The organism is Mammaliicoccus fleurettii (assembly GCF_003970575.1).
Taxonomy (GTDB): Bacteria; Bacillota; Bacilli; order Staphylococcales; family Staphylococcaceae; genus Mammaliicoccus; species Mammaliicoccus fleurettii.
On record NZ_RXWZ01000035.1, the window covers coordinates 1 to 26,050 of the forward strand.

A 26,050-nucleotide genomic window follows, 5' to 3' on the forward strand; every position below is an offset into this window, starting at 1 on the left:
TTAGCCTCGTCTTGCAATATTCAGCCCGTCTATTTATCATGTTAGCCTCGTCTTGCAATATTCAGCATCTCTATTTATCATGTTAGCCTCATCTTGCAATATTCAGCCTCTCTATTTATCATGTTGGACCTGTCTTGATAAATTCAAGACAGTTTGTCGACAGTCTGAGACCGACAGTTTTGTCGGTATATATTTAATTATTTATAAATGACTGTCCTTTTTAAATGGGAAATAATTTCTTTAAAAAAATTTAAAATATAAATGACCATAGTGGTACGTATAAGGAAATAACTTTTTAGCTAAAAAAATAGCAATTTATCAGTATTTCTATTTCATATTTACAAAAATATCATGTATTATATAGATAACTATTCAAGTTAAGAAAGAGATGATTTTCGATGTGGAAAAATAAAGTTAAAGAATATGAAGAAGATATTATTAATGATTTAAAGGGGCTCTTAAGCATCGAAAGCGTAAGAGATGATTCTGCCAGTTCATATGATGCACCGGTTGGACCTGGTCCTAAAAAAGCGTTGAATTATATGTATCAAATTGGTGAAAGAGATGGCTTCTCTTATGTAGATATTGAAAATATAGTCGGAAGAATCGAAGCAGGTAAAGGTGAGGACTTATTAGGTATTCTTTGCCATGTTGATGTTGTACCAGCTGGAGCTGGATGGGATTCTAATCCATTTGAACCTGTTGAAACTGAAAATGCTATTATAGCGCGTGGCACTTTAGATGATAAAGGTCCAACTATAGCAGCATATTATGCTGTAAAGATTTTAGAAGATATGAAAGTTGATTGGAAGAAAAGAATACATATTATTGTGGGCACAGACGAAGAGTCTGATTGGAAATGTACAGATAGATATTTTGAAACTGAAGAAATGCCTTCTGTAGGTTTTGCACCAGATGCCGAATTCCCACTCATTCATGGAGAAAAAGGTATTGTTACATTTAACATTCTACAATCAGGGTATGTTGAAGATAATGATGAACCAGAAGTAGAATTAAAAGCCTTCTTCTCAGGTGAAAGATTTAATATGGTTCCAGACACTGCTCAAGCAAAATTATTAATTAAAGAACAAATGACTAATGTTGTACAAATATTTGAATCATTTTTAAGTGAGCATGAAATTGAAGGTGAAGCTTCGATTGACGAAGGATTTTTAAATTTAATCGTTCATGGTAAAGCAGCACATGGTATGGATCCAACTTTAGGAGTAAATGCTGGGTTACTACTTATCCAATTTTTAAATAAATTGAATTTAGATAAGTATGCAAATTCATACGTTAAATTTGCTAATGACTATTTAGTCGACTCTCCAAAAGGTGAGAAAATGGGTATGAAATTTGCTACTGAAGAAATGGGAGAAGTTACAACTAATACGGGTATTATGAGCTATACAGATGTAGATGGTGGTCAATTCGGAATTAATTTGAGATATCCAGAAGGTTTCAATTTTGATCAATCCATTTCTCGTTTTACTGAAGAAGTAACTGAAAAAGGCTTTGAAATTGAATTGGATAAACATCAATTACCACACTATGTAGATAAGAACGATCCATTTATAGAGCAGCTATTATCAGCTTATAGAAATCAAACTGGTGACAAATCTGAGCCATACACAATTGGTGGTGGAACATACGCTAGAAACTTAGATAAAGGTGTAGCATTTGGTGCGATGTTTAAAGACTCAGAAGATTTAATGCATCAAAAAAATGAATACATTTCAAAAAAACAATTATTTAATGCAACTGCAATTTATTTAGAAGCAATATACAATGTCTGTGTAAAGGATGATGAGTAATGACATATATTTATATAAATGATGAATTTGTTGACGAATCTAAAGGGCAAGTAAGTTTTTCTGACAGAGGATACAATTTTGGAGATGGAATATATGAATACATACGTATTTATGACGGCGAAGTATTCACAGCACATGAACACTATGAGAGATTGTTTAGAAGTGCTAAAGAAATTGGTTTAAATTTAGAAGATTATACTGTAGAAGGACTAATTGATGTAACAAAAGAGTTAGCTGCAAAGAATAATGTAGTAAATGGTGGCATATATATTCAAGTTACTCGTGGTGTAGCACCTCGTAATCACCCATTTCCTGATGCCAGTACAAAACCAGTATTTACTGCTTTTTCAAAAAGCTATGACAGACCATATGAAGAATTAAAAAATGGTGTTAAAGCAATCACTGTTGATGATATTAGATGGTTAAGATGTGATATAAAAAGTTTGAATTTATTAGGTAACGTTCTAGCTAAAGAAAAAGCTACTCAAAATGATGCTGCAGAAGCAATCATGCACAGAGACCAAACTGTAACAGAAGGTAGCTCAAGTAACGTGTATGCTATTAAAAACGGTAAAATATATACACATCCAGCAAATAATTTAATATTAAATGGTATTACGAGACGTGTTATTAAAAAAATAGCTCAGGACTTAGAAATTCCATTTATAGAAGAAGCATTTAATTTAGACTTCTTAAACAATGCAGATGAAGTCATTGTTTCAAGTACGTCTGTTGAAGTTATGCCTGTTGTACAAGTGAATGATAGTAAAATCGGGGATGGTAAAGTTGGTCAAATTACGAAGCAACTACAAAAATCATTTGATAATTATATTGAGTCCAATTATTAAAAATATTTTAGTGTAATTTTAATATCTAGACCAAACCATATGAATACTGAATTTATTAGACTTATTGTATATTAATAGGTTCAAAATACTCGAAAGTTTTCATTTATGAGGTTGAAATCTTAACCAAAAGATAATAAAATTTAAAAGAAGCGCACTAAAACTACAAAAATTAAACGAAATTTTTTAAGATTAAAATATGACTCTTGAAAAGGAACATTCTTGAGTCTTTTTCTTTTTCTGAAAGTGAGGTGGATAGGTTGGAACATTTTTATCAATTAGGATGGACGTTAGACTCAGCAGGTGGAGCATCTGGTGAAGCATATATGGCAGAACAAGATGGCCGCAAGCTCTTCCTAAAACGTAATTCAAGTCCTTTTTTAACAGCATTATCTGCTGAAGGTATTGTACCTAAATTAGTTTGGACTAAAAGAATTGAAACAGGAGAAGTTGTAACTGCACAGCATTGGAAAAATGGTAGAGAGTTAGTCCAAGATGAAATGAATTCTAACCGTGTTGCCAAACTTCTTAAAAAAATACATTCTTCTAAACAATTATTAAATATGCTTAAACGTATGGAAATGAAACCGATGCATCCAGAACTATTATTTAAGAAAATCAATAGTTCTTTATCTAGACATGTATTATCGAATAGGACTGTTAGAAAGGCATTGCTTTACTTAGAAGATAATATGCCTACATTAGATAGCAGATTTTATACTGTAATACATGGAGATGTTAATCATAACAATTGGTTATTATCTGACCAAGACGAACTATTTCTTGTAGATTGGGAAGGTGCGATGATTGCAGATCCTGCTATTGATATTGGCATGATATTATATACTTATGTTGATGAAAATGACTGGGTAGATTGGTTGAGCAAATATGGTATTAACGATACGCATGATTTGAAAAAACGTATGAAATGGTACACGTTAATACAAGCTATCGCTATGGTAGAATGGTATGAAGAGAAAAAGCGATATAATGATATGAATGATTGGTTAAACTTCTTGAATGAAGTAATGACAAGAAATGTATTTATATAAGGAGCTACTTTGAATGAGAATGCGAAATAAACCTTGGGCTGATGACTTTTTGAAAGATCATCCCAATTTAGTAGATGTAGATCTAAACCATCAATATAAAATGGCTGAGTGGTTTGATAAAGACCAACCAATACATATAGAGGTTGGTACTGGAATGGGTAGGTTTATTACTGAAACAGCTAAACAAAATCCTAACATCAATTATGTTGCAATTGAAAAGGACAAAAATGTTATGGTAAGGGTATTAGAAAAAGTTAAAGAAATGGAATTAGACAATATCAAGTTAATAAATCAAGATGCAAAATTATTAACTGAGTATTTTGTAGAAAATGAAGTTTCTAGAGTATATCTTAATTTTTCTGATCCGTGGCCAAAAACACGTCATGCAAAACGTAGATTAACATTCTCATCCTTTCTAGATATATATCAACACATTTTGAAAAAAGATGGTCAAATCCATTTTAAAACTGATAATCAAGGATTATTTGAGTATAGTTTAGAAAGCATGTCACAATATGGTATGTCATTTGATTATATTAACTTGAATTTACATGAAGACGAACCAGAAGATAATATTCGTACAGAATACGAAGATAAATTCTCAAGCAGAGGATTTAGAATTTATCGAATGGAAGCTAGCTTTAAATAAAATGATTAAGCTGGGACAAATTAATTTGTCCCAGCTTTTTCTTTTATTCTTTTAGTAAGTTGAATATAATAATGGTATTAAATATGGAGGTACAACAATGGACAGTCATAAATATTTATTAGCATTACAGAATAGAATTATTTTAGAAAAAATTGATGACGAAACGAAAAATTATATTAGAGGTTTAGAAGGAGAGGTTTGTATCAAAGGCTTATTAGATAAGTATAAAGAGTCTAACTACATATATAATCTCAATTTAAATTATAAGAATCGGGTTCAAATAGACTTTTTAGTAATTTCTGATGATACAATATTTCATTTAGAAGTTAAACATTATTCAGGAGATTACAGTATTCATGAAGGACAGTTGCTTAATGAATATGGAACTATGTTTTACACCCCTTTTCAACAAATCAAAAGAGCACATTATGAATTAAACCACGTTATAACCCACTACAATATAAACAGAGAATTAAAATCTTTTCTAGTATTTTCAAATCCTAAATTCACATTAAAAACGCATATTCCAAATAACATCAATGTTTTATTACCTACAGAATTACACAAACTTCAATATATGTTTAAAAATAATAAATCAATAGAAAATTCTCGAATATTAAAGATATTTAAAAGTAATCATAGTGACTTTTCTCATATATATAATAATGTCAATAAAATTCCAATTGAACATTTACGTAAAGGACTAAAGTGTCCACGTTGTAAAAGACTATACAAAACTACACTAGAAATTAATAAGAAATATTTAGTATGTGAAGCATGTCTTTATAAAATTGCTCGACAAAACTTGTATTTATATAACTTGAAAGAACTTTATATATGTAAAAAAGAACCTTTTACATTGAATGAAGCTCAAAAGTGGTGTCAGTTAGAAAATAGTCTAACGATTAGAAGAGTGGTAGAAAAATATTTTAAGTCTATCGATAAAAATCCCAAAAAGTATTACTTAGATAACGAAGAATTGTAAATATAGTGATACTTAGGTCACTTGAATTTATCAAGACGAGGTCAACATGATAAATAGAGACCATGAATTTATCAAGACGAGGCAAACATGATAAATAGAGCGGTTAAATATTGCAAGACGAGGTCAACATGATAAATAGAGCGGTTGAATATTGCAAGACGTGGCCAACATGATAAATAGAACAATTTCCACTTATCAACTGAATTAATAAATACGCTTAATACCATAAACAACTTGCCAATCTTGAAAGATGTTCATTAAATCAATTAATGATAAAATAATGATAAATGATTGGAGGGGATAATCTTGTTAAATATAGGTGATTTTAAATTATGTCCATTACAAGGTGGTATTACTCAAATGGATGGTGGTGCAATGTTCGGTGTTGTGCCGAGAGCATTGTGGACAAAAAAATATCCAGTTAATGAACTCAATCAAATACCTCTTGTTACGCATCCAATATTTGTTCAGAGTAAAGAACATAATATTATCATAGATGCAGGGATAGGTAACGGTAAATTAACTGATAAACAAAAGCGGAATTATGGAACGACTTACGAAAGTGATATAGAAAATTCTTTAAATCAATTTGGCATCACTATTAATGATATAGATATTGTTATTATGTCACATATGCATTTTGATCATGCGTGTGGACTAACAACACCAGATGGTCAATCAGTATTTAAAAATGCAACAATCTATACATCACAAATTGAATGGAACGAGCTAAGATCACCTAATATTAGAAGTAAATCAACATATTGGGAAGAAAATTATAAAGGTATTGAACATCAAGTAGTTACTTTCGTTAATAGCATGGAAATAATACCGGGAATTACTATGCATCATACTGGTGGCCATAGTGCTGGTCATAGTGTCATCGAAATAGAAAGTGATGGTGAGAAAGCTGTACATATGGCAGATATAATGCCAACGATTGCTCATTTAAATCCATTATGGGTTACAGCTTATGATGATTATCCAATGGATTCAATTAATGCAAAAGAACGTTTATTACAAAAATATATTAAAAATGATTATTGGTTTGTGTTTTATCATGATGCAGATCATTTTGCTGTACGAATTGATGAAGAAACAAGGGGAATCAAAGAAAACATTAAAAGGGATGATTTAGTTGAAATATAATTTTGATGAAATTATTGATAGAAGAGGAACTGACACGGTAGCTTATGAAGGGCAACGTAAAGTATACGATTACGAAAATCTTGAACCTTTCTGGATAGCTGATATGGATATTAAAACACCTGATTTTATAATTGATCATTTAAAAAACAAATTAGACCAAGCCCATTTTGGATATTTAGTTTGGAAACAAGATGAATACTTAAATGCAATTAAACATTGGTACAAAACTAGGTTTTCAGTAAATGTTCAAAAAAATGATATTTATTATGTGCCAAGTATATTATTTACTGTTACAGAAGTAATTCGTGAATTTACAAAAGAAGGTGAAGGCGTATTAATACACACTCCTTCTTATAATGCGTTTATTAATTTAATTGAAGGAAATAATAGACGTCTAGTAGAATCACCTTTAATCAAGACAGAAAATGGATACGAATTAGATAAGGCACAATTTGAGAAAATGGCGGCTCAAGATGATGTGAAGGTTCTAGTACTTTGTAACCCTCATAATCCTACTGGTAAAGTATGGACAAAAGAAGAATGTGAATTTATGAAAGAAGTTTGTGAAAAAAATGATGTATTTATCGTTTCTGATGAAATTCATATGGACTTTGTAAGAAGTGAAAAAGGATTTTATTCAATGACGAATCAAATGAAATTAGATTCTCCAATTTTAGTTGTAACTGGATTAGGAAAAACGTTTAATTTAGCGAGTTTAGCGAGTAGTTACATGATTACTAAACATAGATATTTCACATTACAATTTAATAGAAAGCTTGCCACTTATTACGGTTTAGCAGCAGCCAATACACTTGCAGTTGAAGCTGTAAAAGTAGCATATACACAAGCTGGAGATTGGGTTGATCAATTAAACCAACATATTGAAAGAAATATGGATATACTAGATGATTTTATTAAAAGTGAAATGCCAGAACAACTAACATTTATCAAGCCAGATTCTACTTATTTGGCGTGGATTGATTTTTCTAAAAGTGGATTTAATGAAAGTGAAGTACAAAAAGCGTTACAATCTGTAGGCAAAATTGCAACAGGAATTGGTAATTCATTTGAAATAAGTGAAAGTCATCACTTTAGAATGAACTTAGCATGCAGTGAGAAAAAATTGGTAATTGGCTTAGAAGCTATTAAAAAGTCATTTGCCGCATTATCAAATAATGAAATTTAACAAATTATAAAATATTTTTAATATTTAGTATTTTTGCGCTGACTCCCGCGGAAAGTATGCGCAAAAAATGCCGTCAAAGTCTAGGACATTGACGGGAGTCTGACATGATGTAGTTTTATGTACATCATGTTTCATTTAATAGTATTATATTTCATAAATATCAATGACTTGGCCATTAAAAGCATCAGCAATAAATTCGTAGTGTATAAGTTTGCCATTTTTATTTATAGAAATGCCACCATGAACTACTTTTGTTTCAATGCCGAATTTTTGGTAGGTCTTTGGGATATGTAAGATATAAGATGCTTCCACATTATTAAATTCTTTTTTCACTTGATTAAGTATTTCTTCGCAATTGTAGAGCTTGAACTGCTTAAAGTAAATGATAGTTGCAAGTACCCCTAATCCTGTAAAAATAGAAGAAATTAATATGACAAAGCGTAACTTATTATTTTGCATGACCATGCCTCCTTTTTTCTTAAATTTAGTTTAACACAAAGAATGTATGATAGATAAATATTTAAATAGGGAGAATCATAATGACACAAATTAGACAAGAAACATTGACTAGAATGAAAGAACTTACTGAATTACATGGCGTTCCAGGATTTGAAAGTGAAGTACGTGAATATTTAAAAGAAAAAATGGAACCATTTGTAGATGAAATAATTGGCGATAATATGGGGAGTATATATGGTATCAAAAAATCTAAAAAAGAAAATGCTCCTAAAGTATTAATAGCAGCTCACATGGATGAAATCGGATTTATGGTTACTGAAATGACAAAAGAGGGTATGTTAAAGTTCACACCACTAGGAGGCGTTTCATCAGATGTTTGGTTATCACAAACACTACAATTAAAAACTCGTGATGGTCAATATTATAATGGTGTAGTTGGAAGTATACCTAAACATTTTAGAACGGGTAAAGAATCAGGCGTTGCTATTGAAGACATGTTATTAGATGTTGGAGCAGAAAGTTTAGAACAATTAAAAGAAATGGGTATTCGCATAGGTGATACGATTGTTCCTCGTACTGATTTTGAAAGATTGACAGAAAATAGAGTATTAGCAAAAGCTTGGGACAATAGATATGGATGTCTTGTTGGACTAGAACTATTAGAGTTACTAAAAGACAAAGAATTGGATGTTGATTTATACGTCGGAGCAAACGTTCAAGAAGAAGTTGGATTAAGAGGTGCTTCTGCAAGTGTAAATCTTATTCAACCTGATTTAGCTTTAGTTGTAGATTGTTCTCCAGCGAATGATATGAAAGGTCACATCGGTTTGTCAGGTGCATTAGGTAAGGGTGTATTAATTAGAATTCTTGATCGTACGATGATTCTTTCTGAAAGAATGCGAGATTATTTAATTGAGACTGTTGAAGATAAAGAAATTGATCATCAATATTTCCAATCACCAGGTGGTACAGATGGTGGCGAAATTCACAAATCTTTAACTGGTATACCTACTGCTGTAATTGGCGTTTGTGCAAGGTACATCCACACGAGTAAAGCAATTTATGATGTTAGAGATTACTTAAGTGCAAAGACATTGCTTGAAACATTAGTATTAGATTTAAGTTCAGAAAAGATTGAATATTTAAAATTTAAATAAGTCAGATTTTAGTAATTGACAGTTCATGGATTTCAGTCTAAACTATGTTTATTCCGATTAGGATACTAAGAATAGAGGGATGTATAAATGAAAAAAGGTATATTTTTAATTATTGCATTAATAGTAGTGTTAGCTGCATGTGGGAATAGTGACGATTCAAAAGAAAGTAGCAGTAAGAAAGACGACAAAAAAATTGTTGTAGGTACTGAAGGTACTTACGCGCCATTTAGTTTTCATGATAAAAATGATAAATTAACTGGCTATGATGTTGAAGTTACTAAAGCTGTAGCAAAAGAAATTGGTTATAAAGTTGAGTTTAAAGAAACTCAGTGGGATTCAATGTTTGCAGGACTTGATGCAGGACGTTTTGATATGATTGCAAACCAAGTAGGTATTAATGATGAAAGAAAAGCTAAATATAAATTCTCAGATCCATACACTTATTCTAAAGGTGTACTAGTAGTAAATGAGAAGAACAAAGATATTAAATCATTTGATGATGTTAAAGGTAAAAAATTAGCTCAAACATTAACATCAAATTATGGTAAACTTGCTCAATCTAAAGGAGCAGATATCACTAAAGTAGATGGTTTTAATCAAGCTATGGACTTATTACAATCTAACCGTGTTGAAGGTACATTTAATGATAATGTTTCATATTTAGATTATAAAAAACAAAAACCAAATGCTAAAATCAAAGCTATTGAAGGCGATGCGGAACAAAGTCAATCAGCATTTACATTTAGTAAAAAAGAAGATGACAAAAAAATCGAAGAATTCAATAAAGGTTTGAAAACATTAAAAGATAATGGTGAATTAGAAAAAATAAGTAAGAAATGGTTTGGCGATAATGTTTCAGAACCTAAATGATGAACAACTTCATGCTTTAAATGCTGCTAAACAAGCTTTTCTACCGATGTTAGAAGGTTTAGTTAAATATTCTATTCCTATAACTTTAGCTACTTTTATTATAGGATTGATATTGGCTTTATTAACAGCTTTGATGCGTATTTCAAGCAGCAAAGTACTTAAAGGGATTGCCCGTTTTTATGTATCAATCATAAGAGGAACGCCTATGATTGTTCAATTATTCATTATCTTTTACGGTATTCCCGAAATTGGCAGATTAGCAACAGGAGAAGCGGATAATCAGCTTACATTATCACCGGTTATAGCTGCAATAATAGGTCTTTCACTTAATGTTGGTGCATATGCATCTGAAATATTAAGAGGTGGAATTATGTCAATTCCTAAAGGTCAGACAGAAGCAGCTTATTCAATCGGTATGAATTATAAACAAACAGTGCAACGCATTATTTTACCTCAAGCTATTAGAGTATCAGTACCAGCTTTAGGTAATACATTCTTAAGTTTAATAAAAGATACTTCATTACTAGGTTTCATATTGGTTGCAGAAATGTTTAGAAAAGCACAAGAAGTAGCTTCTACTACTTATGAATTTTTAACTATTTATTTATTAGTAGCTATTTTATATTGGGTTGTTTGTTTCATCATTTCCGTAATCCAATCTTATTATGAATCATATATTGAAAGAGGGTATCGCTCATGATAGAACTTCAAAATATAAAAAAATCTTTTAATGACAAAGAAGTCATCAAAGGCATTAATCTTTCAGTAGATAAAGGTGAGGTTATCACTTTAATTGGTAGATCTGGATCAGGTAAAACAACTTTACTACGAATGATGAATGCATTAGAAATCCCTTCAGAAGGTACAGTTGTTGTAAATGGCGAAACTTATACTGCTGAGAATAAAAAATCTCAAATTAAAGTTAGAAAACAATCTGGCATGGTCTTCCAAAGTTATAACTTGTTCCCTCATAAGACTGCTATTGAAAATGTAATGGAAGGTTTAATAACAGTTAAAAAAATGAGCAAACAAAATGCACTTAGTGAAGCGCTACAGCTTTTGAAAAAAGTAGGATTAGAAAGTGTAAAAGATCAAAGACCACACGCATTATCTGGTGGACAACAACAACGTGTTGCAATTGCAAGAGCACTAGCAATGAACCCTAAAGTAATGCTTTTTGATGAGCCTACATCAGCATTAGATCCTGAACTTGTAAATGATGTGTTAAAAGTCATAAAGGATTTAGCTAATGAAGGTATGACGATGGTTATTGTTACTCATGAAATGCGTTTTGCTAGAGAAGTTTCAGATAGAATGGTATTTATTAATGATGGTTTAATTGGTGAAGAAGGTAAACCTGAAACGTTATTTACTCAGCCAAAAACAGAAGCATTAAAAAAATTCCTTAATGTAATAGAAGTATAATAAAAAAAGCACTTGTAATTATTTGATTTTAAATAATTACAAGTGCTTTTTTATAGTATAATCTCTTTAAGGAGTGTGAAAAATGGAGAAAGTTAAATCATTTTTTAATAGAACAATAATCGATGGCCTTAGTTACATGGCTTTAGGTCTCTTTAGTACTTTAATTGTTGGGCTAATTATAGAAACTTTAGGTCAAACCTTAAATACATATTTTGATACATCAATTATGATAGAAATAGGAAAATTGGCACAATCATTAACTGGTGCAGGGGTAGGGGTAGCAGTTAGTTATGGAATTGGTGCATCACCACTTATTATTTTCACAACAGCAGTCACAGGTATGTATGGATACGAACAAGGTGGAGCTGTAGGTAGTTATTTGGCATCTGTAGTAGCAAGTGAATTGGGCAGGTTTTATTCTGGTAAGACAAAAATCGATATTATTTTGTCACCTATATTAACTCTTTTTATTGGCACTTGTATTGCGAAATTTATCGCACCATTTATAGATGCATTTATGAAAGAGTTAGGTAGTTGGATTCAATTGAGCACAGAACAACAGCCGCTATTAATGGGTATGTTCGTAAGCTTTTTAGTCGGTATAACTTTAAGTAGTCCAATTTCTAGTGCTGCTTTAGCTTTGATGCTAGGGTTAAGTGGTACTGCTGCAGCTGCTGCAACAATCGGTGGTTGTTGCCATATGATTGGATTTGCAGTTACAAGTTATAAAGATAACGGTATTTCAGGGGTAATAGCACATGGAATAGGTACTAGTAAGTTACAAATTCCAAATTACTTGAAACAACCTTTTATATTGATACCACCCGTTATAGCAAGTTTAATAGTTGCTCCAATTATGACTGTATTTTGGCCAATGGAAAATAATGCTGCTGGTGCAGGTATGGGTTCAAGTGGGCTTGTAGGTCAAATAATGACAATAAAAACGATGGGTAGTTCAACTGAGGTTTGGCTACAAATTGCATTCTTCCATTTCTTATTACCAGCTGTAATCAATTTATTTGTTTATCAAATATTAAGAAAGTATCATATAATTAAAGATGGTCAACAAACTTTAATGATAGGAAGTGCAAAAAAATGAAACAATTAACTTCAATTGAAGAATTCAAAACATTAATTAATGAACCAACAATATTTATGTTCACTGCATCTTGGTGTCCAGATTGCCATTTTATTGATCCGGATTTACCAGCCTTAGAAGAAAAGTATAAGCAATATCAATTCGTATCTGTTGATAGAGATGAATTTATTGATTTATGTCAAGAGGTAGATGTAATGGGAATTCCGAGTTTTATAGCTTATGACAAAGAACAAGAGTTGGGAAGATACGTCGGAAAAGAACGTAAAACAATTCCACAAATCAGTTCATTTATTGATGGATTGAGTTTATAGAATAAGAGAAAAAAAGCAGGTCGAAAAAAGTTTCTTTAATTTTCGAATTACCTGCTTTTTTATTTTATTTAAGTTGATTTATATATGTTTATCACTGTTACATAGTGGTAATTTGTTGTAAACTATATAGAGGTATAAAAATAGGAGTGTTTAGAATGAATGTCTTTCAAATGAGAGATTTATTAAAAGATCGCTTGAAATCATTAGATGCAAATTTCAAGTTTGATAGAGAAGATGAAAGTTTAAGAATAGAAAGAACTGATAACAAAAAAGGGCTCTCTGTTAAATTAGCTCCAATTATTGCTAAGTATAAAGATAAAGGTGATAAAACAATTGATGAAATTGTTTATTACGTAACAGAGACAATAAATGCAATGCAAGATGAATCTACTAAAGAAATTAATAAAATAGAGATATTACCAGTTATTAGGTCTACAAGTTTCCATAAAGAAACGAAAGAAGGTATACCATTTTTAATTGATGAACATACTGCTGAGACAAATGTTTATTATGCTTTAGATTTAGGTAATACTTATCGTTTAATTGATGAATCTATGTTAGAAGAGCTTAAATTAACTAAAGAACAGATTAAAGAACAAGCATTATTTAACATCAAAAAGAAAAAAACAACTTATAAATCAGATGAAGTTCAAGGTAATACATTCTATTTTGTAAATACTAACGACGGCTATGATGCTTCTAGAATATTAAATCAAACATTTTTAAAAGATGTTTATAAAAATATTGAAGGGGAAATGTTATTAGCTACGCCTCATCAAGACGTATTAGTTATTTGTGATATTAAGAATGAAATTGGTTATGATGTTGTTGCTCAAATGACGATGCAATTTTTCCAAAATGGCCTTGTTCCAATAACTTCATTATCTTTCTCTTATACACCAGAAAAGCCTTTAGAACCAATCTTTATTTTAGGTAAAAATCATTCACGTAAGAGAAATCAAGAAGTCATAGAAAGACTTGAAAAAAACAGAGAAAAATTTAAAAATATGAAAAACAATCAAAAAAGACTTTAAGGAGTTAAGAAAATGAATTTATTTTATAACAAAAATGGCGTTGGAGATGTTCTAATGGTCACAATAGATCCTGCAACTGAAAATTTAGAATATGCATATCAAAATGATATAACAATTATTAAAAGTGAAAGTAATATTGTAGGATTTAATATATTTAATGCTTCTAAATATGTTCAGTTAGAAGGTAGTGGAAATATTAAAATTCAAGAAAAACATATTAGTAGCATACAAGATTTATTAGAAAAAAATAATATTAACTATAAACTAGAAGTTGATTTATCACCTAAATTTGTAGTTGGATATGTAACAGAAAAGACTAAACATCCAGATGCTGACAAACTATCAGTATGCCAAGTTGATGTTGATAATGGCACATTGCAAATTGTATGTGGCGCACCAAATATTGACCAAGGACAAAAAGTAGTTGTAGCTAAAGTAGGGGCAGTTATGCCTAGTGGAATGCTTATTAAAGATGCAGAATTAAGAGGTGTACCTTCTACTGGCATGATATGTTCAATGAAAGAACTTGATTTGGAAGGTGCTCCAAAAGAAAAAGGTATAATGGTATTGGATGATAGTTATACTGTGGGAACACCATTTTTTGAAGACGAAAGGTAGTGAACCTATGAGTTGGTTTGATGATATATTCGGACAATCTAAAAGTAATCAAAATAACGAAAAAGAAAAAAAAGAACAAATATCTTCCGATTACCATCCAGAAGATGATTCAACTAACGAAGAAATATACAGAAGACCTAAAGGGAAATTTAGATTTCCTATTCAAATGGAATATGAAGAACCGTCTGACGATAACTTGGGGCAATATAATCAATCAGAAAATGAACCTGATTATAAACCGAAAGAACATAATCATGACAATAGGTTTTATGATGAAAATGAAGCTTCATTCCCTACAAATAGAAGAAGACGCAGAAGAAATCAAAATAGTACTCAACAATCATTTAATAATGCATCTAGAACACATAACAAAGATGTAAATAATTATAAAAATGACAAAAATGAAAAAAATAATAAAACATCAAATCGAAATAAAAAAGCTGAAAAGTATAATGAAGATACAAAATTTCAGGAAAGATTGAATTCTTTACACCAACCGAAATTTAAGGCATCTGAAGTTCCTTCAGCTATTTTTGGCATGCGCAAACAAAAAGATGTCCCTAATAGTGGGTTAAAAGATCATAGCACATCAGATTATTTAAATGATCTTAAAAATAAGGATACTGACAACACTAAGAATGAAAACATTCAAAAAGACCAAAATGGTGAAATCATTCAAGATGTACCTACTTATTCACAGACAGATAACACAATTAATATTGAGAATATATATGCATCTCAAATTGTTTCTGAAATTAGAAAAGAACGTGAAAAGAAACTTCAAAAGAAAAAACAATTTGAAAAAGCATTAAGAGAAAAAAGAGAACAAGAGTTAAAAAATCTAGAATCTGAAGAAGAAAAATCGCAAGTTAAAAATCAAGATTATTTCTTTAAACAACAAGCTTCATATATTAAGAATAATCCAAACGATAACTCTAATAATGAAGATGTTGATAAAGATAATACGAGCGAACTCAATCAAAGTGAATCTACTGATGATGAAATCAAAATGTCATTACAACCAGATGTAAATGACCTTACTACATATGAATTTAAAGAAATTGATTTAGATTTTGATGAAGAATCATACAACAGTGATGAACAAGACATTGGACAAGATATGTCAGAACCATATGAAGATGAACTTGTTCATGACCAAGTATTTGAAAATGAAGAAAATGCTACTTTTGAGGAAGTAGAAGAAGTAGAAGAAAGTGATGTTTCTGAACAATCTCATCATGAGATGTCTGAACAAAGTTCTGAAGATGAACAGTTTGAAGAACAAATAGACCAGGAACATGAAGTAATTAATCCAGTAGAAGAAAATGATACTGAAGCATTAAATAATCATATAGAAGAAGCACATTCAGAAATCATAGAAGAATCAAATCATTTTGTAGAAGATGATATAAGCTTTGAAGACTTCGATGTAGTAGAAGATAGTGAACCTTCATCTGAAGAAGCGTTTGGATTAGTAGATGAGACATTACTGGAATCACCTCAAGATGAAGAAGCACAGAATACTCAAGATATTGATGATCAACATGAAAGTAATGTTCAATTTGATGAAGTTGAAAAGTCAGAAGAAAAACAAACTTATGAACCAGTACTTAAACCAAATCCAACAAGAAAATCGTCACCGTTTAATGTCTTGATGACGCCTTCAGATAAACGAAAACACCAAACATTCAAAAATGATATAAAGCGTAAAGAAAATAATGAATCAAATTCACAAGTTGTTCAAGAGAATAAAGAAAATAATGAATCTGAACAAGCTACAAAACGTAAAGGTCCTTTATTTGTACTACCTCCAGTATCAATCTTAGATGATGTAGTAGAAAAAGAGGATAATAGCGAATGGCTAGAAGACAAGAAAAAAGAATTAGATGAAGCATTTTATCATTTTAATGTTCCAGCTCATGTCGTAAATATGATTCAAGGTCCAACAGTTACAAGATTTGAATTATCAGTTGAAAAAGGTGTGAAAGTTTCAAGAATTACAGCACTACAAGACGATATAAAAATGGCATTAGCAGCTAAAGATATTAGAATCGAAGCACCAATACCTGGTACAAGTTTAGTTGGAATAGAAGTGCCAAATCAAAGTCCAAAAAAAATACCTTTAGGACAGATGATTACCTCTAAAGCATTTCAACAAGCGGAAAGTAAGTTGACAGTTGCTATGGGATTTAAGATTAATAATGAACCGTTATTAATGGATATTTCTAAGACTCCACATGCACTTATTGCTGGTGCAACAGGTTCTGGTAAATCTGTATGTATTAATGCAATATTGACGAGTCTATTGTATAAGAATCATCCGGATGAATTAAAATTATTACTTATTGATCCTAAGATGGTTGAACTTGCACCTTATAACAATTTACCTCATCTCGTAGCACCAGTCATAACTGATGTGAAAGCTGCAACAGCTAGCTTAAAATGGGCTGTTGAAGAGATGGAAAGAAGATATAAACGTTTTGCAGAATTACATGTGAGAAATATTACTGCTTTTAATAAAAAAGCAAATTACGAGCAAAGAATGGCGAAAATCATTATAGTTATAGATGAATTAGCTGATTTAATGATGATGTCTCCACAAGAAGTGGAGCAATCTATTGCCAGAATTGCACAGAAGGCTAGAGCTTGTGGTATACATATGATACTTGCTACTCAAAGACCTTCAGTTAACGTAATTACAGGTTTAATTAAAGCAAATGTTCCAACTAGAATCTCATTTATGGTATCTTCTTCGATTGACTCTAGAACTATTCTTGATGTTGGTGGAGCAGAAAAATTACTTGGTAATGGTGATATGTTGTATCTTGGTAATGGTATGAATAAACCAATAAGAGTTCAAGGTGCATTTGTATCAGATGATGAAATTGATGAAACAGTTTCAAATGTAAGTAATCAAATGAAACCTAACTATCTATTCAAAGAAGAAACATTGTTGAAAAAAGTTAATGAACAACCTAAAGATGCTTTGTTTAATGATGTTTGTGATTTTATGGTGAAAGAAGGTCATATTTCAACTTCACTGATACAAAGACATTTCCAAATTGGTTACAATAGAGCTGCTCGAATGATTGATAATTTAGAGGAAAGAGGATTTATATCTGGTTCTAATGGCTCCAAACCAAGAGATGTTTTAATTACTAAAGATATGCTAGAAGAAAAAGAAACTAACAATTAAGTACTAGAAGGAGTGACATGAAATGACATTATTTCATTTTGTTGGAATAAAAGGGGCGGGTATGAGTTCACTTGCACAAATTATGCATGATATGGGACATAACGTTCAAGGTTCTGATATAGAAAATACAGTGTTTACAGAAATAGCTTTGAAAAATAAAGGGATAAAAATACTACCTTTTGATGTTGAAAATATTAAAGAAGGTATGACAATAATTGCAGGTAATGCATTTCCGGATTCGCACCCTGAAATTGCAAGAGCGTATGAATTAGGATTAGAAGTTAAACGTTATCATATCTTCCTTGGTGATTTTATGTCTCAATATACTTCTGTAGCTGTTACGGGTGCACATGGTAAGACATCAACGACAGGGTTATTATCACATGTTATGAATGGTGATCAAAAGACTTCATTTCTAATTGGTGATGGTACTGGAATGGGTATGCCTGATAGTTCTTACTTTGCATTTGAAGCATGTGAGTATAGAAGACATTTCTTAAGTTACTATCCTGACTATGCAATCATGACAAATATTGATTTCGATCACCCTGATTATTTTAAAGACTTACAAGATGTTACAAATGCTTTCCAAGAGATGGCTAAAAATGTAAAAAAAGGTATTGTAGCATGGGGGCATGATAGTGAGCTGAGAAAGATTGAAGCAGACGTTCCTATCTATTACTATGGATTTGAAGAAGATAATGATGTTTTTGCTAAAAATATTCATACATCAACTAAGGGCACAACATTTGATGTCTATTTCAAAACTAAAAATGAACTAATCGGTACTTTTACTACACCAATGTATGGAGACCATCATGTTCTTAATGCATTAGCAGTAATAGCAGTTTGTCATTTAGAAAAATTAGATATTGCAAATATTAAAGAAGCTCTGTTAACATTTGGCGGCGTAAAAAGAAGATTTAGTGAAAGCTTTTATGATAACCAAATTTTAATAGATGACTATGCACATCATCCTAGAGAAATTAACGCTACAATTGAATCAGCTAGAAAAAAATATCCAGAAAACGAAGTTGTAGCAGTATTTCAACCTCATACTTTTTCTCGAACTGAAACATTTTTAAATGAATTTGCTGAAAGTTTAAACCGAGCAGATAAAGTATATTTATGTGATATTTTTGGATCAATTAGAGAACAACAAGGTGAGTTAACAATTCATGATTTAAAAGCTTTAATTCCAAACTCAGATTTAATTAATGAAGATACAGTTTCACAACTACAAAAACATACTAATGGTGTTATACTATTTATGGGCGCTGGAGACATTCAAAAAATTCAAAAAGCTTATGTTTCTACGTTAGAAGTTTAAAATTGATATGTTTATTATTTATTGAGTCAGGGTATTAAATATTAGTATATCAATTAAAGATTTAGTTTTATAATTATTAGGAGGCGTTCAGTATGGATTGGATATTACCAATAGCAGGAATTATTGCTGCTGTTGCATTTTTAGTAATATGTGTTGTTTTAGCACTATTCTTAATGCAACTATTAAAAACAGTTAAAGGTATTAACGAAACACTAGATGGCATTCAAGGCCAAATACAAGGTATTACACGTGAATCTACAGATTTACTTCATAAAGCAAATCGCTTAACAGAAGATATTCAAGATAAATCATTACGTTTGAATTCTGTTGTAGATGCTGTAAAAGGTGTTGGTGATTCAGTTCAAACACTTAACACTTCAGTTGATAGAGTGACTAATTCAATTACTCACAATATCTCACAAAATGAAGATAAAATTTCTCAAGTAATTCAATGGTCAAATGTTGCAATGGAAGTTGCAGATAAATGGCAATTAAGAAGAGATCGTAGAAGTAATGTATCATCATATAAAAGCGATATAAATTCTTCTAATGATTTTGAAACGCAAGTACCAAAAAACTACAATGAAAAAACAACACAAGGCGATAACTTGGATGAAGATAAAATTGGTGCAGGTTTAAAAAAATAAACTAAATGCACTTATAATCTAGATTATAAGTGCATTTCTTTAATTTAATTAGGAGGAAATAGAAATGGAAAATAAATATAATAGAGATCTATATACACATGGTTTAGAAACGTATGAAGCAGAATACGAAAAAAATACAAACGGTAGAGACTTTGTATTTGGAGTAGTATTGGGTACAGTTGTAGGTGGAATTGTAGGTTTACTACTTGCACCTAAACCAGGTAAAGAGTTACAAGGAGACTTAAGTGAAAAGTCTAATAAAATTTTAGATGACGTAAAAACAAAAACTGATGGCTTGAAAGAACAAGCACAATCTAAAGCTGAAGAGATTCGTACACAAGCTGAAGATAAAAAAGTCGAAGTAAAAGAAAAAGTTGAAGAAAAGAAAGTACAAGCAAACCAAAAAGCTGAAGAAGTTAAAACTCAAGCTGAAGAAAAGAAAGTACAAGCAAACCAAAAAGCTGAAGAAGTTAAAACTCAAGCTGAAGAAAAGAAAACTGAAGCTAAGAAAAAAGCTGACGAAGTTAAATCAAAACAAGCTGAGAAAAAAGCTAATAAAGGCGTTGTAACAGCTGATGATGTTGCTAACGAAGAATTAAAAGCTCAAAAAGGTGCTATTAAATCAGAAGTAGAAGATGAAGATTTAAAAGGACCAAAAACAGTTGTAGAGAAAAAATCTTTCGATAAAAAATAATAGTTAGTAAATACTAACATTTAGAAGGCTGGGACAAATTAATTGTCCTAGCCTTTAATCATTATTTTGGACTGTTCTGCTCCTTTTTATATAACTTAAAGTATAGTATAATAGTTTGAATAATAAGAAATTTTTAAAAAATGAAATGTTAGGGTTGAATAGGCGCTTTTAAATTGTTATACTAACATCTAATTACTTATATATTTTATCGCTTTAAAGTATGTGAGTTAAATTGTTTACACGAGGTGAATAGGATGTCAAATGAATTAGAAAGTTTAAGAGAAAGAATTGAAGGTATTAATGATGAAATATTAGCTTTACTACAAGAGCGTGGTACTATAGCTAAAAAAATAGGTGAAGAAAAACGTAAACAAGGTACTCAAGTATATGATCCACAACGTGAAAAAGAAATGTTGAATCATTTAATTGATAACAATGAAGGACCATATAACGACAATACTATTAAGCAATTATTTAAAGAAATCTTTAAAGCATCAACAGACTTACAAAAATCAGAAAATGAAAAACATTTATATGTTTCTCGTAAGTTGAAACCAGAAGATACAATTGTACAATTCGATAATGGAGCTATTATCGGTAATAATAAAAAATCATTCGTATTTGGTCCTTGTTCAGTAGAATCACAAGAACAAGTTGACACAGTTGCTAAAGACTTAGCAGATAGAGGAGAGAAATTCATCAGAGGTGGCGCATTTAAACCTCGTACTTCTCCATATGATTTCCAAGGTTTAGGTGAAGAAGGATTAAAAATTCTTAAAAATACTAAAGATAAATACGGTTTAAATGTTGTAAGTGAAATCGTTAATCCATCTCACTTTGAAATGGCTGATGAATACTTAGACGTATTCCAAATCGGTGCAAGAAACATGCAAAACTTTGAATTATTAAAAGAAGCTGGTCAAACGAATAAGCCAATTTTATTAAAACGTGGATTATCAGCTACAATTGAAGAATTCATCTATGCAGCAGAGTACATTCATTCTCAAGGTAATAGTAATATTATTCTTTGTGAAAGAGGTATTAGAACATATGAAAAAGCTACAAGAAATACATTAGATATTTCAGCAGTTCCAATTTTAAAACAAGGCACACACTTACCTGTAATGGTAGATGTAACGCACAGTACAGGTCGTAAAGATATTATGCTACCTTGTGCTAAAGCAGCTTTAGCAGTTGGAGCAGATGGTGTTATGGCAGAAGTTCATCCTGATCCATCAGTAGCATTAAGTGATGCAGGACAACAAATGGACTTAAATGAATTTGATTCATTCCATAAAGAAATCGTTCAAGCAGCAAAATTATACGAAAAATAAATGTGAGATAGTATTTCTATTCTCAATAAACTCTTCCAATCCGAAAGATAACACTTTGGGTTGGGAGAGTTTTTGTATTTATGTCATATGTTCATTCGTTTTCTGAAAAAGAATGAACAATTTACACTTTAAGAGATTTTATTGGAGCAATTATATCGACAACACTGTTATAATCTTTTATAATTGGTAATTGTGAGTTCGCTTTCATATATTTTGAAAACATTATGAAAACGTGCTAGAATGTACTAGAAAACGTTTTCAAAGATAGGAGGATATTATGACTGTAACAATATATGATGTTGCGAGAGAAGCTAAAGTATCTATGGCAACAGTTTCACGAGTTGTAAATGGTAACCAAAATGTTAAACCATCAACACGTGACAAAGTAAATGAAGTAATTAAAAGATTAAATTATCGACCTAATGCAGTTGCACGAGGATTAGCAAGTAAGAAAACGACAACGGTAGGCGTAATTATTCCCGACATTTCGAATGTATATTATTCTGAGTTAGCTCGAGGTTTAGAAGATATTGCTACTATGTATAAATATCATACAATTATTTCTAATTCTGATAATGATAGTGAAAAAGAACAAGAAATATTTAACAACTTATTGAGTAAACAAGTTGATGGTATTATTTTCCTTGGTGGTACGTTAACTGATGAAACTGTTGAACTTATTGATAAATCATCTGTTCCTGTAGTAGTATCAGGTACAAATGATAAAGATTCAAAGCTTGCTTCAGTTAATATCAACTATACAGAAGCTAGTAAACAAATTGCTGAAACACTTATCACTAAAGGTGCTAAGAAGTTCGCATTTGTAGGTGGAGGCTATTCTGAAAAAGCACAAGATGATGCTTTTAAAGGATTAGAATTAGCACTTCAAGATGCTAATCTTCAAATTGAAGATAATGCTAAATTTGTAGGCATTGAAACATATAAAGATGGAAGTCGTGCTTATGAAGCTATTTCAAAAGAAAATCCAGATGTAATTTTATGTATAAGTGATGAGCAAGCTATTGGTATTGTCCATGCTGCTCAAGATGCTGGCGTTAAAATTCCTGAGGATTTACAAGTTGTAAGCTTTAACAATACGAGATTAGTTCATATGGTAAGACCACAATTATCTAGCGTAACTCAACCTTTATATGATATTGGTGCAGTTGGTATGAGATTATTGACTAAATATATGAATGACGAACAAATTGATGAACCTAATGTTATTTTACCTTATAGAGTAGAATATAGAGGAACTACTAAATAAATTTATATAAGAGGCTGAGACAAATTAATTTGTCTCAGCCTCTTATTCATAGGGCACCCATATTCACACAAGTCGTTAGAAGTGTGAATAAGGACACCCATATTCACACAAGTCAGTAGAAGTGTAAGCAAGGGTAACTATATTCACACAAGTCGGTAGAAGTGTAACTAAGTGTATCTATATTCACACAAGTGGAAAGAAGTGTAAGCAAGAGTATCTATATTTACATAAGTCGAGAGAAGTGTAACTAAGAGTATCTATATTTACACAAGTCGAGAGAAGTGTAACTAAGGTCACCCATATTCACACAAGTCGGTAGAAGTGTAACTAAGTGTATCTATATTCACACAAGTCAGTAGAAGTGTAACTAAGAGTACCTATATTCACACAAGTCAGTAGAAGTGCAACTAACCTTTATAAAAATAAGAGCAGAAATTCAATGTTACAATGAATTTCTGCTCTTTTTACATTTTAAACCAATCTAATATTCTCATTTTAGTATTGTTATTTTTTTCGGATATTTCCTTTTTTCTTGGTATTTCCATATAGCCTTCTTTTTCATCTATCCATGATGTTGCTAGTGGAAATGGAGCGTGTTCTTGATATTTTTCAATCCAAGTTTGAGGTATTGGTGTGTTTGGTGTTTGTAAATCATTTAATGCAAACCAAACATGTGACCAAGCTCTTGGTACAACTCGCCAAATATTATAGCCACCTCCACCAATCATGATTACTTTTCCATCGCAATATTTATCAGCTAAATTCTTAACGATATAAGGTATTTTATATAAAGTATCTAAAGTACAACTCAAATGTGTGAGTGGATCTAAGTAATGAATATCTACGCCATTTACACTTAAAATAACATCTGGTTTATAAGATTCACAAACTGCCTCAATTGTATCCTTAAAAACATCTATATAAGAATCATCTTCAGTATATGCATCCAGAGGGACGTTGACAGTAGTACCGAATCCTTTACCATCCCCACGCTCAGTTAATGCGCCAGTACCTGGAAATAAATATCTTCCTGTTTCATGTATGGAATAGTTCATAACATCTTCATTCGTATAGAAAGACCATTGTACGCCATCTCCATGATGTGCATCAGTATCAATATACAAAACACGTTGCTTATACTTAGATTGCATATACTGAATGGCTACTGCACTGTCATTGTATATACAAAAGCCACTTGCTTTTCCTTTAAATCCATGATGTAAGCCACCACCTAAATGACAAGCTTTCGTAGCTTCTCCATTCATGACAGCATCTACAGCAGTAAGCGTTCCGCCAACAACTTTTGCGCTATTTTCATGCATATTTACAAATTGAGGTGTATCTTCGCTATTTAAACCATATTTGTCATATTCATCTATCGGTAATTCACCTTTGCCTGCCTTTTTAATTGCTTCTATATAATTAACTTCATGTACGAGTTCAAGTTCTTCATCTGTCGCCACTCTTGGAGCTATAATGTGTTCAGAAGTTAACACGCCTAAATCAATGAGAAGGTCGGTTGTTAATTTTAAACGCATTTGATTAAATGGATGACTATCAGAGAACCGATATTTCAATAAATCTTCCGAATAAACATATTTAACTTTAGTCATTTTTTATACCAAAAGGATAGATGACATGATAACCTTGTTCTTCTAATAGTTTATATATTTTTTCGGGATTCATTGATTTTACTCGTAACATAAGATATCTCTTATTAACATTTTGTTGATCAGCATAAGCAAGGACATTTAAAATATCGATATTTTGTTGTTTGAATATATGTGTTATATCATGAAGCGCACCAACTTTATCGTCAATATATACTTCAATGATTGAACCTGGCATTGTGACACCAGTTAGTTCTAAAAATGTGTTGAGCATATCTTTTTGAGTTACAATGCCTATTACTTTATTGTCTCTTATAACAGGAATTGAACCTATAGACATTTCATAGAAATCAAGTGCAATATCTTCTACGAAATCTAATGGGTGACAGCGTATGACATTGCGTCTCATTATTTTTGAAACAGATAAAGATAAGCTTTTGTTCGGCTCATCATCTGATAATATACTGGGTAATGCCATTTTTATATCTCTATCAGAAATGATACCGAGCAGCTGGTTATCTTCATCAACAATAGGTAAGTGTCTAATTTCTTTTTGTGTCATTAAAACTAATGCATCTTCAATGGATTTATCGCTTTGAATAGTCGTACAAGGTGATGTCATAATTTTTTCAACTAACATAATTTTACCTCCTAAAAGAAAAATCTATTCATAAATCTTAATTGATCAAATGCTTCCATTTGTTCTTGTTTAATATTTTTACCAATTCTAGCCATTAAACTATTAGCAGGATGACTTATAATTTCTGGGTCATCTGTAGCAAATACTTCTAAACCACCTTCAGCCATCATTTTATGCATAATTTTTTGATATTGGTACACATCTAAACCACTATTTTTCAAATCCCAATGCCAATAATATTCAGTTGTTATAACAATGAAATCTTCCATCTCCGGAGCTTTCATCGCTAACTTCAACATTTTTTTACCTAAGCCATACTTTCGATATTTTAAAGAAAGTTCTATTGCACCAAGCTCTAAAATATAGGGGAGATTGCCATCAGACCATCGCTCAAGTGGGTCTGGATAAAGATAGGTAGTATAGCCAATAATATGTTGATCTATGCGTGCAATGATGATTCTTCCTTCAGGTAGTTCGGCAATTTCAATAATAGCTTCAAATTGTTCTTTAGGAACTCTGAAACTATTTAAACCTTCGTCGAAAGTCATTTTCATTAATTCATCTGAATTTACTGGACCTTCAATTATGATATTAATATCTTTATTATATGTAACAGTATCAGATAAAAAAGTTTTTAAGTGTTCCAATTTTGTACCTCCTTTCTATAAATATGATATTC

At 31.1% G+C, this 26,050-nt stretch carries 25 protein-coding genes; 21 read left to right on the top strand and 4 right to left on the bottom strand.

Features of this window, described 5'->3' with window-relative positions:
- Nucleotides 1–398 precede the first annotated feature (398 nt).
- The 7 genes from pepV to CD129_RS02655 all read left to right on the top strand — a co-directional run bounded on the left by pepV (nucleotide 399) and on the right by CD129_RS02655 (nucleotide 7,680).
- The gene (gene pepV / locus CD129_RS02625) at nucleotides 399–1,814 is read left to right on the top strand and encodes a dipeptidase PepV (RefSeq protein ID WP_115337315.1); all 1,416 of its coding nucleotides are present in this window, start codon (nucleotides 399–401) and stop codon (nucleotides 1,812–1,814) included.
- On the top strand, nucleotides 1,814–2,662 hold the full coding sequence (gene dat / locus CD129_RS02630; RefSeq protein ID WP_115337316.1) for a D-amino-acid transaminase: 849 nt from the start codon (nucleotides 1,814–1,816) through the stop codon (nucleotides 2,660–2,662). The genes pepV and dat overlap by 1 nt, the downstream gene beginning before the upstream one ends.
- 257 nt (nucleotides 2,663–2,919) lie before the next feature.
- Nucleotides 2,920–3,711, top strand: a complete 792-nt coding sequence (locus CD129_RS02635) for a phosphotransferase family protein (protein WP_078357558.1) — start codon at nucleotides 2,920–2,922, stop codon at nucleotides 3,709–3,711.
- 13 nt (nucleotides 3,712–3,724) lie between these two features.
- Complete coding sequence (gene trmB / locus CD129_RS02640) at nucleotides 3,725–4,360, top strand: tRNA (guanosine(46)-N7)-methyltransferase TrmB (RefSeq protein WP_078357557.1); 636 nt, start codon at nucleotides 3,725–3,727, stop codon at nucleotides 4,358–4,360.
- Nucleotides 4,361–4,457: 97 nt separating this feature from the next.
- Nucleotides 4,458–5,345, top strand: a complete 888-nt coding sequence (locus CD129_RS02645) for a nuclease-related domain-containing protein (RefSeq protein WP_115337317.1) — start codon at nucleotides 4,458–4,460, stop codon at nucleotides 5,343–5,345.
- Between the two features lie 306 nt (nucleotides 5,346–5,651).
- Nucleotides 5,652–6,494 carry a YtnP family quorum-quenching lactonase gene (locus CD129_RS02650; RefSeq protein WP_239710308.1) on the top strand — a complete coding sequence of 281 codons (843 nt, stop codon included), beginning with the start codon at nucleotides 5,652–5,654 and terminating at the stop codon, nucleotides 6,492–6,494.
- Nucleotides 6,484–7,680 carry a MalY/PatB family protein gene (locus CD129_RS02655; protein ID WP_115337318.1) on the top strand — a complete coding sequence of 399 codons (1,197 nt, stop codon included), beginning with the start codon at nucleotides 6,484–6,486 and terminating at the stop codon, nucleotides 7,678–7,680. The genes CD129_RS02650 and CD129_RS02655 overlap by 11 nt, the downstream gene beginning before the upstream one ends.
- A gap of 144 nt (nucleotides 7,681–7,824) precedes the next feature.
- Here the strand turns inward: CD129_RS02655 and CD129_RS02660 are convergent, their stop codons facing one another.
- A complete protein-coding gene (locus CD129_RS02660; protein ID WP_078357554.1) occupies nucleotides 7,825–8,139 on the bottom strand; it encodes a hypothetical protein in 315 nt (104 codons plus the stop codon).
- Nucleotides 8,140–8,219: 80 nt separating this feature from the next.
- On the opposite strand from CD129_RS02660, the gene CD129_RS02665 reads away from it, so the two are divergent.
- From CD129_RS02665 to ccpA, 14 genes are all read left to right on the top strand, one after another.
- Complete coding sequence (locus CD129_RS02665) at nucleotides 8,220–9,296, top strand: M42 family metallopeptidase (RefSeq protein ID WP_078357553.1); 1,077 nt, start codon at nucleotides 8,220–8,222, stop codon at nucleotides 9,294–9,296.
- 87 nt (nucleotides 9,297–9,383) lie between these two features.
- Nucleotides 9,384–10,166: an amino acid ABC transporter substrate-binding protein gene (locus CD129_RS02670; RefSeq protein WP_078357552.1), complete on the top strand. Its 783-nt coding sequence runs from the start codon at nucleotides 9,384–9,386 to the stop codon at nucleotides 10,164–10,166.
- The gene (locus CD129_RS02675; protein WP_115337319.1) at nucleotides 10,147–10,866 is read left to right on the top strand and encodes an amino acid ABC transporter permease; all 720 of its coding nucleotides are present in this window, start codon (nucleotides 10,147–10,149) and stop codon (nucleotides 10,864–10,866) included. Before CD129_RS02670 ends, CD129_RS02675 begins: the two co-directional genes overlap by 20 nt.
- A complete protein-coding gene (locus tag CD129_RS02680; RefSeq protein ID WP_078357550.1) occupies nucleotides 10,863–11,591 on the top strand; it encodes an amino acid ABC transporter ATP-binding protein in 729 nt (242 codons plus the stop codon). Before CD129_RS02675 ends, CD129_RS02680 begins: the two co-directional genes overlap by 4 nt.
- Before the next feature lie 82 nt (nucleotides 11,592–11,673).
- Nucleotides 11,674–12,690: a PTS sugar transporter subunit IIC gene (locus CD129_RS02685; RefSeq protein WP_115337320.1), complete on the top strand. Its 1,017-nt coding sequence runs from the start codon at nucleotides 11,674–11,676 to the stop codon at nucleotides 12,688–12,690.
- Nucleotides 12,687–13,001 carry a thioredoxin family protein gene (locus tag CD129_RS02690; protein ID WP_078357548.1) on the top strand — a complete coding sequence of 105 codons (315 nt, stop codon included), beginning with the start codon at nucleotides 12,687–12,689 and terminating at the stop codon, nucleotides 12,999–13,001. Before CD129_RS02685 ends, CD129_RS02690 begins: the two co-directional genes overlap by 4 nt.
- A gap of 155 nt (nucleotides 13,002–13,156) precedes the next feature.
- Nucleotides 13,157–14,035 (top strand): DUF1444 domain-containing protein, encoded by an 879-nt coding sequence (locus CD129_RS02695; RefSeq protein WP_078357547.1) that lies wholly within the window; start codon nucleotides 13,157–13,159, stop codon nucleotides 14,033–14,035.
- Between the two features lie 12 nt (nucleotides 14,036–14,047).
- Nucleotides 14,048–14,653 carry a YtpR family tRNA-binding protein gene (ytpR, locus tag CD129_RS02700; protein WP_107510001.1) on the top strand — a complete coding sequence of 202 codons (606 nt, stop codon included), beginning with the start codon at nucleotides 14,048–14,050 and terminating at the stop codon, nucleotides 14,651–14,653.
- Nucleotides 14,637–17,849 carry a DNA translocase FtsK gene (locus tag CD129_RS02705; protein WP_338121200.1) on the top strand — a complete coding sequence of 1,071 codons (3,213 nt, stop codon included), beginning with the start codon at nucleotides 14,637–14,639 and terminating at the stop codon, nucleotides 17,847–17,849. Before ytpR ends, CD129_RS02705 begins: the two co-directional genes overlap by 17 nt.
- A gap of 22 nt (nucleotides 17,850–17,871) precedes the next feature.
- Complete coding sequence (gene murC / locus CD129_RS02710; RefSeq protein WP_115337322.1) at nucleotides 17,872–19,179, top strand: UDP-N-acetylmuramate--L-alanine ligase; 1,308 nt, start codon at nucleotides 17,872–17,874, stop codon at nucleotides 19,177–19,179.
- Between the two features lie 92 nt (nucleotides 19,180–19,271).
- Nucleotides 19,272–19,826 carry a DUF948 domain-containing protein gene (locus CD129_RS02715; protein ID WP_078357544.1) on the top strand — a complete coding sequence of 185 codons (555 nt, stop codon included), beginning with the start codon at nucleotides 19,272–19,274 and terminating at the stop codon, nucleotides 19,824–19,826.
- Nucleotides 19,827–19,890: 64 nt separating this feature from the next.
- Complete coding sequence (locus CD129_RS02720) at nucleotides 19,891–20,520, top strand: YtxH domain-containing protein (protein WP_115337323.1); 630 nt, start codon at nucleotides 19,891–19,893, stop codon at nucleotides 20,518–20,520.
- 254 nt (nucleotides 20,521–20,774) lie between these two features.
- Nucleotides 20,775–21,854, top strand: a complete 1,080-nt coding sequence (locus CD129_RS02725; RefSeq protein WP_115337324.1) for a bifunctional 3-deoxy-7-phosphoheptulonate synthase/chorismate mutase — start codon at nucleotides 20,775–20,777, stop codon at nucleotides 21,852–21,854.
- A gap of 277 nt (nucleotides 21,855–22,131) precedes the next feature.
- The gene (gene ccpA, locus CD129_RS02730; RefSeq protein ID WP_115337325.1) at nucleotides 22,132–23,121 is read left to right on the top strand and encodes a catabolite control protein A; all 990 of its coding nucleotides are present in this window, start codon (nucleotides 22,132–22,134) and stop codon (nucleotides 23,119–23,121) included.
- Between the two features lie 464 nt (nucleotides 23,122–23,585).
- Here the strand turns inward: ccpA and CD129_RS02735 are convergent, their stop codons facing one another.
- From CD129_RS02735 to CD129_RS02745, 3 genes are read right to left on the bottom strand one after another with little or no spacing between them, the layout of a single operon-like run.
- Nucleotides 23,586–24,734, bottom strand: a complete 1,149-nt coding sequence (locus CD129_RS02735; RefSeq protein WP_115337326.1) for an acetoin utilization protein AcuC — start codon at nucleotides 24,732–24,734, stop codon at nucleotides 23,586–23,588.
- Nucleotides 24,727–25,371 (bottom strand): CBS and ACT domain-containing protein, encoded by a 645-nt coding sequence (locus CD129_RS02740; RefSeq protein ID WP_078357539.1) that lies wholly within the window; start codon nucleotides 25,369–25,371, stop codon nucleotides 24,727–24,729. Before CD129_RS02740 ends, CD129_RS02735 begins: the two co-directional genes overlap by 8 nt.
- Nucleotides 25,372–25,382: 11 nt before the next feature.
- On the bottom strand, nucleotides 25,383–26,018 hold the full coding sequence (locus tag CD129_RS02745) for a GNAT family N-acetyltransferase (protein WP_115337327.1): 636 nt from the start codon (nucleotides 26,016–26,018) through the stop codon (nucleotides 25,383–25,385).
- Nucleotides 26,019–26,050 lie beyond the last annotated feature (32 nt).